The 16,480-nt window shown below is 43.2% G+C and carries 14 protein-coding genes; 2 read left to right on the forward strand and 12 right to left on the reverse strand.

The genetic code is table 11. From position 1 onward, the window contains the following. Nucleotides 1–3 precede the first annotated feature (3 nt). From nuoL to BP74_RS15540, 12 genes are all read right to left on the reverse strand, one after another. Nucleotides 4–1,935 (reverse strand): NADH-quinone oxidoreductase subunit L, encoded by a 1,932-nt coding sequence (nuoL, locus tag BP74_RS15485; RefSeq protein ID WP_496375265.1) that lies wholly within the window; start codon nt 1,933–1,935, stop codon nt 4–6. 3 nt (nt 1,936–1,938) lie between these two features. Next, entirely contained in the window at nt 1,939–2,253 is a 315-nt protein-coding gene (nuoK, locus tag BP74_RS15490; protein WP_496375266.1) for an NADH-quinone oxidoreductase subunit NuoK, read from the reverse strand. Between the two features lies 1 nt (nt 2,254). Continuing rightward, a complete protein-coding gene (locus BP74_RS15495; RefSeq protein ID WP_496375268.1) occupies nt 2,255–2,872 on the reverse strand; it encodes an NADH-quinone oxidoreductase subunit J family protein in 618 nt (205 codons plus the stop codon). Further along, the gene (locus BP74_RS15500; RefSeq protein WP_496375270.1) at nt 2,872–3,348 is read right to left on the reverse strand and encodes a 4Fe-4S binding protein; all 477 of its coding nucleotides are present in this window, start codon (nt 3,346–3,348) and stop codon (nt 2,872–2,874) included. Before BP74_RS15500 ends, BP74_RS15495 begins: the two co-directional genes overlap by 1 nt. Nucleotides 3,349–3,404: 56 nt before the next feature. Next, nucleotides 3,405–4,481 (reverse strand): NADH-quinone oxidoreductase subunit NuoH, encoded by a 1,077-nt coding sequence (gene nuoH / locus BP74_RS15505; RefSeq protein WP_496375272.1) that lies wholly within the window; start codon nt 4,479–4,481, stop codon nt 3,405–3,407. 76 nt (nt 4,482–4,557) lie between these two features. Further along, nucleotides 4,558–5,703 carry an NADH-quinone oxidoreductase subunit D gene (locus BP74_RS15510; RefSeq protein WP_496375274.1) on the reverse strand — a complete coding sequence of 382 codons (1,146 nt, stop codon included), beginning with the start codon at nt 5,701–5,703 and terminating at the stop codon, nt 4,558–4,560. A gap of 63 nt (nt 5,704–5,766) precedes the next feature. Then, a complete protein-coding gene (locus tag BP74_RS15515) occupies nt 5,767–6,219 on the reverse strand; it encodes an NADH-quinone oxidoreductase subunit C (RefSeq protein ID WP_496375276.1) in 453 nt (150 codons plus the stop codon). Further along, the gene (locus BP74_RS15520) at nt 6,206–6,766 is read right to left on the reverse strand and encodes an NADH-quinone oxidoreductase subunit B (protein ID WP_496375278.1); all 561 of its coding nucleotides are present in this window, start codon (nt 6,764–6,766) and stop codon (nt 6,206–6,208) included. Before BP74_RS15520 ends, BP74_RS15515 begins: the two co-directional genes overlap by 14 nt. Continuing rightward, entirely contained in the window at nt 6,757–7,107 is a 351-nt protein-coding gene (locus BP74_RS15525; RefSeq protein WP_496375280.1) for an NADH-quinone oxidoreductase subunit A, read from the reverse strand. The genes BP74_RS15520 and BP74_RS15525 overlap by 10 nt, the downstream gene beginning before the upstream one ends. A gap of 99 nt (nt 7,108–7,206) precedes the next feature. Next, nucleotides 7,207–8,238, reverse strand: coding sequence for a 2-oxoacid:ferredoxin oxidoreductase subunit beta (locus tag BP74_RS15530; RefSeq protein WP_496375282.1), 1,032 nt, complete (start codon nt 8,236–8,238; stop codon nt 7,207–7,209). Between the two features lie 3 nt (nt 8,239–8,241). Continuing rightward, nucleotides 8,242–10,119 carry a 2-oxoacid:acceptor oxidoreductase subunit alpha gene (locus tag BP74_RS15535; protein WP_496375284.1) on the reverse strand — a complete coding sequence of 626 codons (1,878 nt, stop codon included), beginning with the start codon at nt 10,117–10,119 and terminating at the stop codon, nt 8,242–8,244. Between the two features lie 11 nt (nt 10,120–10,130). Further along, nucleotides 10,131–10,478, reverse strand: a complete 348-nt coding sequence (locus tag BP74_RS15540; RefSeq protein WP_496375286.1) for a 4Fe-4S dicluster domain-containing protein — start codon at nt 10,476–10,478, stop codon at nt 10,131–10,133. Nucleotides 10,479–10,866: 388 nt separating this feature from the next. Here BP74_RS15540 and BP74_RS15545 point away from each other — a divergent pair, with 388 nt between their 5' ends. Together BP74_RS15545 and BP74_RS15550 are read left to right on the forward strand one after the other, a co-directional pair. After that, on the forward strand, nt 10,867–12,438 hold the full coding sequence (locus BP74_RS15545; protein ID WP_496375288.1) for a response regulator: 1,572 nt from the start codon (nt 10,867–10,869) through the stop codon (nt 12,436–12,438). 7 nt (nt 12,439–12,445) lie between these two features. After that, on the forward strand, nt 12,446–16,480 hold the full coding sequence (locus tag BP74_RS15550) for a response regulator (RefSeq protein ID WP_496375290.1): 4,035 nt from the start codon (nt 12,446–12,448) through the stop codon (nt 16,478–16,480).

The raw sequence follows: 16,480 nt of genomic DNA on the forward strand, positions 1-16,480 counted from the left end.
ACATTATTTCCATAAGTAAATAAAGATGACTGCCAAAGCAGCTATTCCACTAAAAAAATACAATGCATAGTTCTGAACACTACCTGACTGGAGGCCTTTGATCCTTTGTGATGTTTTGCCGGTAACTGTTGCCAACAGGTTAACAGATCCATCAATGATATTGCGGTCTATCCATGCTGCAGGACGGCCAATCAAATTGAATACAACTTTTTGAGTGATGAACAGGTAAACTTCGTCAATGTAAAATTTCCTTTTTGCTGCTATATATAATGTTCCTAAGGATTGTGACAGCTTTTGTGGCTTTGTGTTTTCTTTTTTGTAAAGGTTGGCAGCTATCAATATGGCTAACAGGGCCAGGCCCACAGGGGCAATTGAAAATAATAGGTTCATATGCTCTTCCAGCGGTAAACCATCAGTGGTGATCAATTTTGAGAAAGGAACAAACCCTGCCAGTATGGAACATGCTGTTAATATGATCAATGGAACCTTCATGGACAGCGACCCTTCTCCATGATATGTCTTTTCAGTTGAAGCTTCTTTATTCCAGAAAATAGAGAAGTAAAGCCTGAACATATAAAATGCTGTAAGGGCGGAAGTGAAGAGCGCAATAAAGAAAATGAACTTATTAGATTCAAAGGTAGCCATCAGGATGCCTTCTTTGCTGAAGAATCCGGCAAATGGAGGTATGCCCGAGATGGCCAGGCAGGCGATCAAAAAGCCAAAATGCGTTACCGGCATAAGCTTTCTCAGGCCGCCCATATTCTTCATGTCATTACTGTGCACGAGGTGAATGATAGAACCGGCACAAAGAAATAAAAGCGATTTAAAAAAGGCGTGGGTGAATAAATGGAACATGGAGGCTGTGTAACCCAATCCTCTTGCTTCTCCATACCCTGAAACGCCAAGGGCAAACATCATAAAGCCAATCTGTGACATCGTCGAATAAGCCAGCACTCTTTTGATATCAGTTTGCGTACAGGCAATAATGGCTGCCACCAAAGCAGAAATAATACCTGCATAAGTTACTACCTGTAAGGCCGCTTCATCCATGGCAAAAAGAGGAAAAAGCCTGGCCACGAGGTAAACACCTGCCACCACCATGGTAGCCGCATGTATAAGGGCAGAAACCGGTGTTGGTCCTTCCATGGCGTCCGGTAACCAGATATGGAGTGGGAATAAAGCAGATTTACCCGCACCACCCATAAATACCAGTAACAAACCCCAGGTAAGCATAGATACACCAAGGAATGAAGCTGTTGTAATACTTATAAATTCGCTGGATTGAACAGATGTTAACCGTTGTAATAAAGTACCAAAATCAAGCGATCCCCCATAGAAGCCAAGGATCAATATGCCAACCAGGAATCCAAAATCGGCAAACCGGGTAACAATAAACGCTTTTTTAGCTGCGGCTACTGCAGATGGCCTGTCATAATAAAAACCAATCAACAGGTAGGAGGACACACCAACAAGCTCCCAGAAAATATAGATCTGGAAAATATTAGTGGAAAGCACCAGTCCCAACATGGAGAAGGTGAAAAGTCCCAGGAAGGAATAATAGGTGGCAAACCGTTCTTCTCCTTTCATATACCCAAGACTGAATAGGTGTACCATCAGCGAAACAAAACTCACCACTACGATCATCATAATGGCAATAGGATCTAAAAGGAAACCCATATCAATGGATAGGCCCGGGGAAAATTGCAGCCAGGTATGTTTCATTACTTCTATCTTCCCATAAGCTCCATTGATCTTTCCATCAACAAAGAAATAAGAATAAGCGGCATAAAGGGAAAGGAGCGTAGAGCCCATGAGTGAAGCAGTGCCTAGGATCCCCGCAGTTGACTTAAAATATTTTTTTCCCCAAAGCCCCAGCAAAATAAAACTGGCCAGTGGTAACAATGGGATCAGCGCTATGTAAGAATAGTTCGACATGTCTTAAAATTTCAGTTCGGTTGCATCTTCCACATCTATTGATTGATGTGTTCTGTATAGATTAATGATAATGGCTATGGCTACAGCAGCTTCGGCGGCAGCAATGGTAATGATGAAGATCACGAAGAAAATACCATCTAATTTGTCGGGGTAGAGGTATTTATTAAAGGCTACGAAATTGATATTGACACTGTTCAATATCAGTTCAATGGCCATTAGCATCGTGATCAGGTTGCGTCGCGTGAACAAGCCATACATGCCAATACAAAAAAGGGCTGTGCTTACAAATAATATATGTGTCAGTGGTACCGTTCCCATATTACATTTCCTCCGCGGTTTCTTTTTTAGTAATGGTAGTATTGATCAATTCTTCAATATTCACAGGCATTTCCGGTTGAACAGGCGAAGGTTTGATAGCAGCCTGTTTTTGTTCCGGTGTTTTCATGGCAATGACTATGCATCCTACCATGGCAGCTAGCAACAGCATGCTCACCACTTCAAAAGGAAGTACGAAGCCGTGTGATGTGGTGCTAAGCATTTGTGTGCCTATTTCAGAGACACTGACATTGAAGGGCGTAGTTGTATTGGCAGTAAACCCATAATTGCTGATCAGGTTATAGCTGAAACCTAAACCAAAAAGAGCCGCAAGTATAGAAAATACAGTGCGCTTCATCATAGGCTTCGCCATTTCTTTTCCCGATTGTTGTGTAAGGAAAATGGAGAATATGATGAGTACCACTATACCACCTACATAAACAATGATCTGTATGGCTCCAATAAAGTTTACATCCATCCAGAAATACAGCGCGGCTACACCCACCAGTGTAAATAACAACCAAATGGCTGACCGGAAGATCTTCCTGGAAGTGACCGCCAGCAGTCCTGATCCTAGCAGGAATGCTGATATAGCATAAAATATGATGGCTGATGCATTCATTATTCAACTCCCTCCCTGATTTTAGATCCTGGTTGATTCAGTTTCTTTGTTAATTGGCTCCTGTCGTAAACACTGTGTTCAAAATTCTGTCCCATCTTTATGGCACTTGTTGGACAAGCCTCCACGCACAGGCCGCACATGGTGCAGAGTTCCAGGTGATAAACAAAAGTGTCAAGCGCTTTTTTCTTTTTGCCTTCAGGCGTTAGATCAAATTTGGTGATGATCTTTATAGTGGCATTCGGACAGGCCAGTTCACATGCGGTGCAACCCGTGCAGGCATGTTCATTGTTGGCATCATGCGGCATGACCACTTCACCCCTGAAACGTTCAGCCATCACCAGGGTTTCCCTGTTGTCAGGATATTGCTCTGTAATGATCTCCCGGGGACGCACAAAATAATAACCGGTGCGCTTCATTCCCGTGAGCAATGATTTGGTGCCCCTGTAGATATCCGTTAAGTATTCTTTGATAAACATGGTTATTGTTTCAATCGTTTTTGTGTATCAACCGGAATTCACCGGTTGATTTTATTTTAAAAATGCCACCCAAAAATGGCTATTACTGTCACCAGTAATAAATTGAACAGGCTTATAGGCAATAAATATTTCCACTCCAGGTTCAGCAGCTGGTCCACCCTTAACCTTGGGAATGTCCATCGAAACCACATGATCAAAAAGATCAGGAAAAATGTTTTTCCAAAAAACCAGATCGATGAAGGGATATAATCCATAATATGGTTAAATGCCTGCCAGCTTCCAATATGAAAAGGCATCCATCCTCCCAGGAATAAGGTTGCACCGATAGCACAAACGATAAATATGTTGATGTATTCCGCCAGGAAGAACAGGGCAAACTTCATCCCCGAATATTCTGTATGGAAACCAGCTGTTAATTCAGACTCGGCTTCCGCCAGGTCAAAAGGTGCCCGGTTGGTTTCTGCAGTCACCGCAATCATGAAAATAACAAAGGCAATGATTGCAGGTATGTGCCCTTTAAACAACCACCAGCCATTTTGCTGGCTGGCAATAATATCGTTGATGGAAAGGCTTCCGGATAAAACAACAATGCACAAAATGGATATGCCTGCAGATAGTTCATAACTGACAATCTGGGCACCACTTCTCATGGCGCCTAATAAGGAATATTTGTTATTGCTTGCCCATCCTGCCATGAGTATGCCGATAACGGACAGGGAAGAAATAGCTGATACATACAATACTCCAATATTGAGATCCCAGATCTGGAATCCTTTGGCAAATGCAATAGGTGCCAGTATCAGCATGGCTACGATCATTACTACAAAAGGTGCCAGGTTGAATAAGAACTTATCAGCTCCATCAGGAGTAAGACCTTCTTTCATGATCAGCTTCAATGTATCTGCTGCTGTCTGGAACATGCCTTTCGGACCCACTCGGTTGGGACCCAGGCGTATCTGCATGTGCGCAGCCACCTTTCTTTCCATCAGTACCAGTACCAGGCCTAAAAAGGCAAATAAGGCAATCGCCAATACAATGACGATCAGGCATTCGATGATCAACGCCCAGGTAGGATTGAAGTTGGCGTACAGCCAATCCTGTAAAAATTTTGTTATGCCTTCCAAACTAAACATAAATAGTTATTTCATTTTCTTTAAACTTCTTAACACCTTTCAACCTGTCAACTAGTTAACTTGTCAACCTCACCACCTACCTGTCAATATCCGGTATCACCAGGTCCAGTGTGCCCATCATGGCCATCAGGTCGCCTATCTTGCTACCTCTTGCCATATGATCGAGCGCAGAAAGGTTGGAAAATCCAGGTGATCTGAATTTTATACGGTAGGGTGTTGTTCCACCTTCACTTACTATATACACGCCCAATTCACCTCTTGCTGTTTCCACTCTTGTATAGAATTCACCTTTCGGTAATTTTAATACTGCCTTGGTCTTTGCCTGGAAATCACCCTCGGGTATATTATCAATTAATTGTTCAATGATGCGGATTGATTGGTGCATTTCCCTGATCCTTACCATGTAGCGGGCAAATGAATCCCCTTCCGTTTCTATTATTTCATCAAAAGCCACCTTGTCATAAACCTCGTAAGGGTATAATTTTCTGATATCGCAGGATACACCACTGCCACGGGCAACGGGCCCACTGCAACCATAGGAAATAGCATCTTCTTTTGAAAGAACACCAACGCCTTTCATCCTGTTTTGAAAGATGATGTTGCCGGTAACCAGTTCGTCATATTCATCGATCTTCGACTTAAAGAGCTTTATAAAATCTTTCACCCTTTGTTGAAAAAGAGGATGGATGTCTGCCATCACGCCACCGGGAACCATGTAATTCATGGTCAGCCGTGCGCCACAGGTTTCTTCCATGATGTCATTAATGGTCTCCCTCTCACGGAAGGCATAAAAGAATGGTGTAAAAGCGCCAAGGTCCATTGCCATGGCTCCCCACCATAATTCATGTGAAGCGATCCTGGTCAGTTCATCCATGATCACGCGTATATATTGCGCTCTTGGAGGCACTTCAATCTGCAATCCCTTTTCTACTGTCATAGCGCAGGCATGGTTATTCATATGGGCTGATAAATAATCCATGCGGCTGGTGACGTAAATAAATTGCCTGTAGCTCAGGCTCTCGCACATTTTTTCAATGGACCGGTGAATATATCCCAGGTGCGGCTCCACTTTCTTAATGGTCTCACCATTCAGCGTGATCACAAGGTGCAATACGCCATGGGTAGCCGGGTGCTGAGGTCCTACATTGATCACCAGTTCTCCTTCCTGCCCATTGGAAGTGAATTGCGTAGTATCTTTTATTATTTGAGTTTCAGTGTACATAAACAGGATCTTATTATAGAGCTTCCATTATAAATTGATAGGCATAGATGTCTAAGTGCATCATTATAATTTTACCATATTTACCGGGTCTTCAAAATCTTTACGCAATGGAAATCCTTCAAAATCGTCAGTCAGTATCAATCTCCTCAGGTCAGGATGATGTAGAAATTGAACACCGAATAGTTCAAAGACCTCTCTCTCATGAAATTCTGCTGTCCTCCATATATCCGAAACAGTTTCTACTTGGGGTTGCTGCCTGTCAAGTTTTATCTTGATCACAATAGGTATGCGATGCAAGGTGGAGGTGAGATGATACACCACTGTCAAAAGTGTTTTCCAGTCAATACAGGTCAGGCAGAACAGGTAATCCATCTGTAGAACGGAACTGCGAAGCCATTGTGCCATAGCTTTCCATTCTGTGGATTCTACCTGCACGTTCAACCATTCGCCGGTTTCATCAAAGACCGCCGTTGGAAGTGCAATGGTTATAGATTCTTTTAGTTCATCCTTTGTCATACAACAATTTTTCATTGATCCCTTGTTCCCTTGTCAGCCCGCTTTTTATCTTTTCCTGTAATGAGATCAGGGCATGTAATAAGGCCTCGGGCCTGGGAGGACAACCGGGTATATAAACATCTACGGGTATTACGTGGTCAGCGCCTTTTACAACTGAGTAGGTATTGTAAAAAAATGGTCCGCCGCTAATGGCACATGCCCCCATGGCGATCACATATTTGGGATCAGCCATCTGGTCATACAATCTTTTTAATACCGGGGCCATTTTGTTTACAATGGTACCTGCAATGATGATCACATCTGCCTGGCGGGGAGTAGCCCTGGCTACTTCAAATCCAAAACGGGAAAAATCATATTTGGATGATGCCACACTCATCATTTCTATACCGCAGCAACTGGTGGCAAAGGTCAAAGGCCATAGCGAATTGGACCGCGCCCAGTTTACTATATCCTGGAAAGTACCCGCAATGATCCCTCCGCCCGGGGCCTCAATGATCTGGCCGGGGAAGTCTTTATTTTTTTCTCTTATTTCATCTCTTACATCCATTTAAGCGCTCCTTTTTTATGGGCATACAAAAACCCCATGAATAGAATGAAAATAAATACCACGATCTCCACCAGTGCAGTGACACCGATCTTTTTTACCACCACTGCCCAGGGATAAAGGAATACCAGTTCCACGTCGAAGATCAGGAACAGCAAGGCAAACAAATAGTAGCCTACATTGAATTGGTGCCAGGGCGAGGTCTTGGTGGGAATACCACATTCGTAGGCTTCACCCTTTTGCAGGTTCTTGCTTCCTTTATTAAATAATTTGCCGACAAGTATACCACCAGCCGAAAAAAGCAGGGCGGCTAACGTAAGTGCTATGAGGGAGATAGGGCCCATATAAAGTTTTTAAGCAGGTTTCGTTAATATGGTTTGGGATTCCACAAGTAAGTTATTCAATTCCTGTCACAAAAAGGACATACATATCCACATTGTGAATTAGAGTATTGTCCAGGTTTTATTGCCTGATAAGATCTTGTTCATCGGTACTTTTCCCTTACGTATGTACAATGTTTCCATCTGCTGGTTCAGGATATCATCATAAGTAGGTCGTTCTTCTGCGAATATGACTCCAAACGGTCTTGGAAAATGATTTCCATTGAACTCTGTATCGAAGAATCTCGAGATCAGGTTTGCCTTTGTTTTATCTTTTTCATCATGCACCCAAAGGTCATTGTTACATTCCTGGGTCATGTCAACAATTACAGGAGTCAGGCCATCCAGGTGAATGCCTTTTTCATTGTTTTGTCCAAATATGAGGGGTTTGCCATGTTCCAGGTAGATGCTTTCTTCTTTTTTGGTTTCTTTATCTGAATAAGCAAAGAAGGCACCATCATTAAATACAGGGCAATTCTGGTAAACTTCCACAAACGAGGTTCCTTTATGCTGGTGTGCTCTTTTCAATATTTCCTGCATATGCCTGGGATCCCTGTCCAGCGTGCGGGCCACAAAAGAAGCCTTGGCTCCCAGTGCCAGTTCAGAAGGGTTAAATGGCTCTTCAATAGATCCAAAAGGCGAGGTTTTGGTCACTTTGCCTTTTTCGGATGTGGGAGAATATTGACCCTTTGTCAGGCTATAGATCTGGTTGTTGAACAACAGGTAGTTGACATCAAAATTCTTCCTCATCAGGTGGATGAAATGATTACCCCCGATAGAAAGAGAATCCCCGTCACCTGAAATGATCCACACACTGAGATCGGGATTAGAGGCTTTGACGCCTGAAGCTATGGCAGCTGCACGACCATGTATGCTATGCATTCCAAACGTGTCCATGTAGTAGGTAAAGCGTGAGGAACATCCAATGCCTGATATAAATACAAAGTTCTCTTTGGGAATGCCAAGGTCAGGGAATACAGTTTGCACCTGCTTTAATATGGAGTAATCCCCGCAGCCGGGACACCATTTCACATCCATCTCAGAAGCAAAGTCTTTCGCTGTAAATTTTTCTGTGTTCCTGGTAATCGTTTCCATACATTAAGCTTTTAGCAGTTCAAGCATTTTATCTTTCAATTCTGTGGTGGTGAATGGCATGCCCTGCACTTTTGAAAATCCTGTGGCAGGCACCATGTATTTGGCCCTTATCAATTGCAACAGTTGCCCGCTGTTCATTTCAGGTATCAATACATGATCATAACTATGCAGCAGTTCTCCCAGGTTTTTGGGGAATGGATTGATGTGCCGCAATTGTATATGCGAAACATCAAAACCTTTATCCAACAATTCTGTTACAGCAGATTTTATGGATCCATAGGTAGATCCCCATCCCAATACCAGCAATTTGCCTGTAGTGTTGCCTGAATCAGGAGCAGCTAAAGGAATAAAATCTTCAATTGCCTTGATCTTGGCAGCCCTGAGACTGACCATTTTTTCATGGTTCAATGGATCATAGGAAACATTACCTGTTCCATCCTGTTTTTCCAGTCCACCTATACGGTGTTCCATGCCTTTGGTGCCAGGTTTTATCCAGGGACGTACCAGGAACTCATTTCTGGCATAAGGCATTAGTCCGGCAGGACCCAGGTCTTTTTGAGCCAGGAATTTTGTTGTAATTTTTTCAAGTTCTTCCTCTGTGGGAAAGCGCCAGGGCTCGGAGCCGTTGGCTATATAACCATCACTTAAAAATATCACGGGGGTCATGTGCTCCACAGCTATTTTGCATGCTTCAAATACAGTAGCAAAACAATCGGAAGGTGAAGTAGCGGCCAATATTGGTAATGGTGCTTCACCGTGCCGGCCATACATGGCCATTAACAGGTCGGCCTGTTCGGTTTTAGTTGGCAGGCCGGTGGAAGGACCACCCCGTTGCACATTTACTACCACCAGGGGCAGTTCCAGCATAGTTGCCAATCCCAGTGCTTCGGTCTTTAACGCCATTCCAGGCCCTGAGGTGGTTGTTACCGCCAGGTTACCGGTATAGGAAGCACCGATGGCGGAGCATATGCCTGCAATTTCATCTTCTGCCTGGAAGGCCTTTACCCCGTTTGTTTTGTATTTGGAAAGTTCCTGCAGGATATCTGTGGCAGGTGTAATAGGGTAGGATCCTATAAATAAAGGCAGGGCTGCTTTTTGGGCGGCTGCCAGCAAACCTATGGCTGTAGCAGTATTACCTGTAATATTCCTGTAAACACCAGGGGGTAATTTTGCGGGTGCCACCCTGAATTGCGTGGTAAACACTTCTGTGTTCTCACCAAAGTTCCATCCTGCATTCAGAGCCTTTGTATTGGCATCAGCTATTTCAGGTTTGGAAGCAAATTTTTCATTGATGAATTTCAATGTATGATCCAGGGGCTTATCAAACATCCAGAACAGCAGGCCCAGAACAAACATGTTCTTGGATCTTTCAATTTCTTTCATCCCCAGGCCAGTACCTGATAAGCTTTCGCGTGTATGTTTGGTTATGTCAACTTTATGAACGGTATAATTCTGTAGGGAACCATCTTCTAAAGGGTTTATGTCTTCCGGGTATTTTGCCAGGCCAAGATTCTTACGGTCAAATCCCTGTGTATTGGCAATGATGATACCACCTTGCTTCAGCCTGGGAAGGTCAACCTTCAGGGCTGCTGCATTCATGGCTACTATCACATCAAAGCTGTCGCCGGGCGTATAGATCTCCGTGCTGCCAAAATGTATCTGGAATCCAGATACACCTGCTACAGTGCCTATTGGAGCCCTGATCTCTGATGGGTAGTCCGGAAAGGTGCTCAGGTCATTGCCAAATAATGCGGCAGTATCAGAAAACTGCATGCCTGTCAGTTGCATGCCATCACCGGAATCGCCGGAGAAGCGGACAACGATCTTGTCCACTTCTTTTATCTCCGGTTGTTTCCCTTTAATTTGTTCAACGGTTTCCATTGTTTCCTTTTTTAGGAATGTAAGGCCTCTTTCCGGGCCAGTAATATTTCTGTTGTTTCAACGCGTGCTTCATCAGGCACACAGCAGTCTACAGGACAAACACTTGAACATTGTGGAGATTCATGAAAACCCTGGCATTCCGTGCATTTTTCTGGTGCCACATAATAGGTGTCAAGACTTAAAGGTTCAAAGCGCTGTGCCGCTCCTACAATGGTTCCATCACTTAATACATAATTGCCTGTAACAGTTGTGCGGTCTCCAATAGACCAGCCCATACCGCCTTCATAAATTGCATTATTCGGACATTCAGGTTCGCATGCACCACAGTTGATGCACTCTTCGGTGATTTTGATTGCCATACAATAGAATTTTTGTAATTGAGATAAAGAACTCTTTGATAAAGGGACATTTGTTTAGGTTGGTATTATATGATGAAAGTCAAATTTTTAAATGTTTTTTATCAGGTAGAAGGGTCTAAACCTTTGACCATGGCCAATTGCAGCGCACTTTGCAGGTCATGGCCGGAAGGCAATAGCGTGGTCTGTATTTATATTTATAAGCAATTATATGTATGCTCACAAAGATTTAGCAGGTCAACAGAAGTAGAATGAAGTTGACTATCCAATATATTTCTGATTCACCTTTTCAAATGGTAGTCAGGTATTAGTTTGGTAAAATGGTCTAAATTCGGCGTTCAGGTCAAGTGACCAGCCATACTTATATTGAAAGCCACAAACACCCGGATCAATGATTCTGATTGTAGACGATAAGCCTGAGAACCTCTATTCCCTTAAACAGATACTGGAGGTAAACTCCTTTCAGACCGATACTGCTCAATCCGGGGAGGAAGCTTTAAAAAAAGTTTTAAAAAACAACTATGCCCTGATCCTCCTGGATGTACAAATGCCTGGAATGGATGGGTTTGAAGTGGCTGAATCGATCAGTAGCCTGAATAAAACCAGGGACATTCCCATCATATTCTTATCTGCGGTCAATACCCATAAGCGGTTTGTGACCAAGGGATTTGAATCAGGAGGCGTGGATTACATTACCAAGCCGGTCGATCCGGATATCCTGATATTAAAAGTGCGCAACCTTCATAACCTCTATGAAAAAACGGATGCGCTGAAGAAGGCGGAAAAGGCGTTGACAGCCACCGTTAATGAATTGCATACTACCCTGGAATCATTGCCGCAAATAGCTTTCACAGCCAATGCGCAGGGCAAGATCGAATTTGTCAATAGTGGCTGGTTTCAGTATGCAGCCACTATGGGTACTTTTCCTGTGTTACATCCTGATGAGGGAAACCTGGAAGTAAAATGGTATCAATGGATCAGGGAGGGACAACCTGTTGAAACTGAGGTCCGCTTAAAGGATCTCCTCACCGGTGCCTTTTGCTACCACCTTTTAAGGATTATTCCGGTTAGGGTGGGAGATCAGCTGGTAAAATGGGTAGGCACACTTACAGACATCCATCATCAAAAATCTTTGAACGAACTGCTGGAACTTAAAGTGGCTGAAAGAACAAGGGAACTCCTGGAGATAATCCGGGAACTGGAGATCACCAACCATGACTTGCAGCAATTCGCCTCCGTTGCTTCCCATGATTTGAAAGAGCCACTGAGGAAGATCCTGTTCTTTGGTAACCTTATCAAGGACAGGGCAAGTTTTGATGATACCATTGGCATCTATCTCAACAAAATATTGCGTTCATCTGAACGGATGAGTAACCTGATCGGTGATCTTTTAAATTTTACGAGGTTATCAGCTGCTGATATATTTGAGATATCTGATATTAACAGGATCATAGATGAAATATTGAACGACCTGGAACTGACCATTATGGAAAAAAAGGCCACCATTAATGTGGAACCCATACCCAGGCTGGAGGTTGTTCCTGGATTGATGCACCAGTTATTCCTGAATATCCTGAGCAATGCCCTGAAATTCTCCAGACCAGGCATTCCACCCGTTATACATATTCAATCAGAGATCATTAAAGACCCGATACTTGACAGTCCTGCTGCTTCTTACGGATCTTTTTGCAGGATCACCATCGCTGACAATGGGATCGGGTTTGATGAACAATACCGCGACAAAATCTTTACCATTTTCCAAAGGCTGAATGCGCAGGTAGAATATGAAGGCACAGGTATAGGCCTTGCCATAGCTAAGAAAATTGTGGATAAACACAATGGCTTGATAGATGCCAGGAGTCAACCGGGAGAAGGCGCTACCTTTTATATTATACTACCCATGCGACAACCAGCAGAGTCCAGGACCATCATTGATAAAAATCTCATAGCCCACCATTCTTAATTCTTTTATGAACTTATTTTTCAAAAGGCTTCCATTATATGCCAAATTGATACTTGTAGGGCTATTGCCTTTAGCATTGCTGTTCTATTTTGCCCTGCAGATCTATAATGAAAAGACAGACAAGCTTTCCATCTTAAAAAACTACCTGTCACGAGTAGACCAGGTTAGTAATATCAATAACCTGATCAGCGAATTGCAATCTGAGCGCAGGTACAGTTTTGGTTATGCGCTCACCCAGCAATGGCGCAGTGAATTGGTGATGCAACGGCCACGTACAGACGCGGCTTTAAAACGTCTTCATGCAGATAATGATTCACAATACCTGAAGGTTGAATCTTATACATTTCTTGACAGCCTATCGGAGATGCGCCGGCAACTTGATGGCAGATCAATTTCTGCCAATGAAACCATCAACTATTTTAACAATGCCATCTTCCGTTTGAATACCTTAAACAGTATTTCCTCCAATAACATAGTATTTCTTCAACCAATCGCAAAGGAGCTGGCTGGCCAGAAATTGTTATCTGAAATGATAACAGATATGGGAAGATTAAGAGCAAACATCTATTACCAGCTCTATACACATAGTGTAGTCTCTTCTTTGATGGAGAACACCAAAAATTTTTACGAGATCTATAAAAGCTATGAGAAAGAATTTTTGGTAAAATCCACGCCGGCTTCTATTGCTGCCTATCAACAAATGGTCTCTTTAGGTTCCCTGAAACCGGTAATGAAAACTGTTGATGACCTGTTTCTATATAACAGGATCGACAGCAATTTTGATGCGGAAAAATGGTGGTCTGTATCAGCAACCGCAGTAGATGATATGAAGACACTGCAGGCTAAACTATTGAATGATGTGCAGGCAGGTATTCATGGCACTTATGAAAAGGAAAGATCCAAAAGGTTTGCCACACTCATTTATTTATTATTGAGCATAGTAGTGGTTATTGCATTTGTGAGCTATATTATTTCATTGGTCACAAAATCTTTGCAATCGCTCAATCTAGCTGCTCAAAAAATTTCAGAAGGGGCCACCGGGCTCAATATCCGCAAAGACTCGAACGATGTTATCGGCAACCTGGCTCAATCCATGCTGCGGATCGATTCCAATAATAAAGCCCTGGCGGTGGCCGCAGATGCAATTGGCAGTGGCAGGTTTGAAGTACCTGTTGTTCCCCGCAGCAGTGAAGATATATTGGGCAATGCCATTCTGCGCATGAAGAATGACCTGCAGCAATTTAATAAGGAAAATGAGGAAAAATTATGGGTGCTGGCTGGCGTGGAATTGGTCAATGAACAGCTCCGGGGTGACAAAGATGTCAATTCACTGGCTGAAGATGCATTAGACGCCCTGACTACTTATGTTAATGGAGATGTAGGATTGATGTATATAACGAAGGATGATTTTCTACGCTATGCCGGTGGATTTGCTGTGCCAGGCCTGGAAAATATTCCCCGTGAACTGAAATATGGTGAAACTTTACTGGGACAGGCAGCCGAGAAAGGTAAGGTCATGCACCTGGATAATGTTCCTGATGAATTTGTCAAAATAAAAACTGCTTCCGGGCAGGCAAGGCCTAAGAATATATTGGTGATCCCTTTTGTACATGAAGGGAAAGTGGAAGGCGTCGCTGAAATTGGCACCATAGGAGCATTTAATGATTCTTCCCTGGCTTTTATTCAGCAGGTTGCGCCTGCCATTGCAGTGGCACTTCAGTCAGCTAAAAGCAGGGAAAGATTGCAGGAGCTTTTTGAAGAAACACAGGCGCAATCAGAGGAGCTGCAGGCACAACATTCAGAACTGGAAAATATCAATGCCGAACTGGAAGCCCAATCTGAAAAATTGCAGGCTTCGGAAGAAGAGTTGAAAGTGCAGCAGGAAGAATTGATGCATGCTAACCAGGAGCTGGAAGAACGATCCCGTTTACTGGAAGAAAGAAACCAGGTAATAGTGGAACGCAACCTGGAGATACAAAAGAAAGCAGAAGAACTTCAGTTGAGTACAAGGTATAAATCGGAATTCCTTGCCAACATGTCCCACGAACTCAGAACCCCTTTAAATTCTATATTACTGCTTTCCCGCCTTCTCTCTGAGAATAGTGAAAAAAATCTTTCCAGCGACCAGGTGGAATATGCCCATGTAATTCAAAGCTCGGGAAATGGACTTCTTTCCCTGATTGACGAGATCCTGGATCTGTCGAAAATAGAAGCAGGGAAAATGGACCTCGAATACCAACCTGTTTCCATCAATGAAGTTGTACATGATATGCAGGCCTTATTCGATCCTATTGCAAAGGACAGGGGATTGGACCTGTTAGTGCATATAGCTGAAAATATACCATCGCAGATCGAAACAGATAAAATGCGCCTGGAACAGGTATTGAAAAATCTCTTATCCAATGCATTGAAATTTACCTCCAAAGGTTCAGTGACCTTATCTATCAGCTCTCTTCCGGAGAACGATTTATTCTTGTCGTTCTCTGTAAAGGATACCGGTATAGGCATCCCACTGGACAAACAACACCTTGTTTTTGAAGCCTTCCAGCAGGCCGATGGTTCCACTCGTAGAAAATATGGTGGTACAGGCCTGGGATTGTCCATCAGCCGTGAATTGGCCAAGCTCCTGGGAGGTGAAATAAAACTAACAAGTGAGCCAGGGAAGGGTAGTGAGTTTACTGTGTATGTACCGATATATAAATTAGCTGTAAAAGATCAGCAGAAGAAAAACTGGCAGTATGCAGGTACAGAAATGGAACAGGAAATCCCGGAAGTAAATAATCGGGTAAAACCTGTATATAAAACGGATCAAATCCCTGAGCCTGTGCCCGATGACAGGAACTCTATCAGTGCCACTGACAAGACCATTTTGATCATAGAAGATGATACCGCTTTTGCTAAAGCCTTGCTTGATTTTGCACATAAAAACGGGTACAAGGCACTTGTTGCGGTTAGAGGTGATGAAGGCATTGACCTGGCACTTCAGTTCAGGCCTGTGGGTATCCTGCTCGATTTACAACTCCCTGTAAAAGATGGTTGGGAAGTGATGGAAGAATTAAAATCAAATATTCAAACCCGCCACATACCCGTACATATTATGTCTTCGCTGGAGGCTAAAAAAGAAAGCCTTCAAAAAGGTGCCGTGGATTTTATTAATAAGCCTATAGCTTTTGAACAAATGCAGGAGGTCTTTAAGAAGATCGAACAGGTAGTGATGAAGGAAAATAAAAAAGTGCTGATTGTAGAGGAGAATCCCAAACATGCCAAAGCCCTGGCCTATTTCCTGGAAGCTTCAAATGTCAATGCACATATCTCCGGTAGCATTGACCAGGGCGTAGAAAACCTGCAGAAAAAAGAAGTGGATTGTGTGATCCTGGATATGGGTATTCCCGACCAAAAGGCCTATGAAACCCTGGATGCATTAAAGAAAAGCGCCGGCATGGAAAACCTGCCCATAATAATTTTCACAGGTAAGAACTTATCTAAATCAGAGGAAGGGAAGATCAGGCAATATGCAGATTCTATAGTGGTAAAAACAGCACATTCCTTCCAGCGCATCCTTGATGAAGTGTCACTTTTCCTGCACCTGGTAGAAGAAAATAATACTAACGGTACCCAGCCTGCAAAATACAGGAGGCTGGGGGCCCTGAATGAAGTGCTTGCCAATAAAAAAGTTCTGGTTGTTGATGATGATGTGAGAAACATCTTCTCATTGACCAAGGCATTGGAACAACAACAGATGAAGGTGCTTTCGGCAGTAGATGGAAACGAAGCCTTACAGGTTTTGAAAGAAAACCCTGATATGGATGTAGTACTGATGGATATCATGATGCCTGAAATGGATGGGTACACTGCCATACAGGAGATCCGAAAGAATAATAAATTCCGCAACCTGCCAGTAATAGCTGTAACAGCGAAGGCAATGACAGGTGACAGGGAAAAATGTATAAAAGCCGGTGCGTCAGATTATATTTCGAAACCCGTCGATGTGGACCAGTTGTTATCCCTGTTGCGTGTATGGCTGTATGATAAAAGCATGTAA

This window comes from Flavisolibacter ginsengiterrae DSM 18136 (assembly GCF_059568575.1).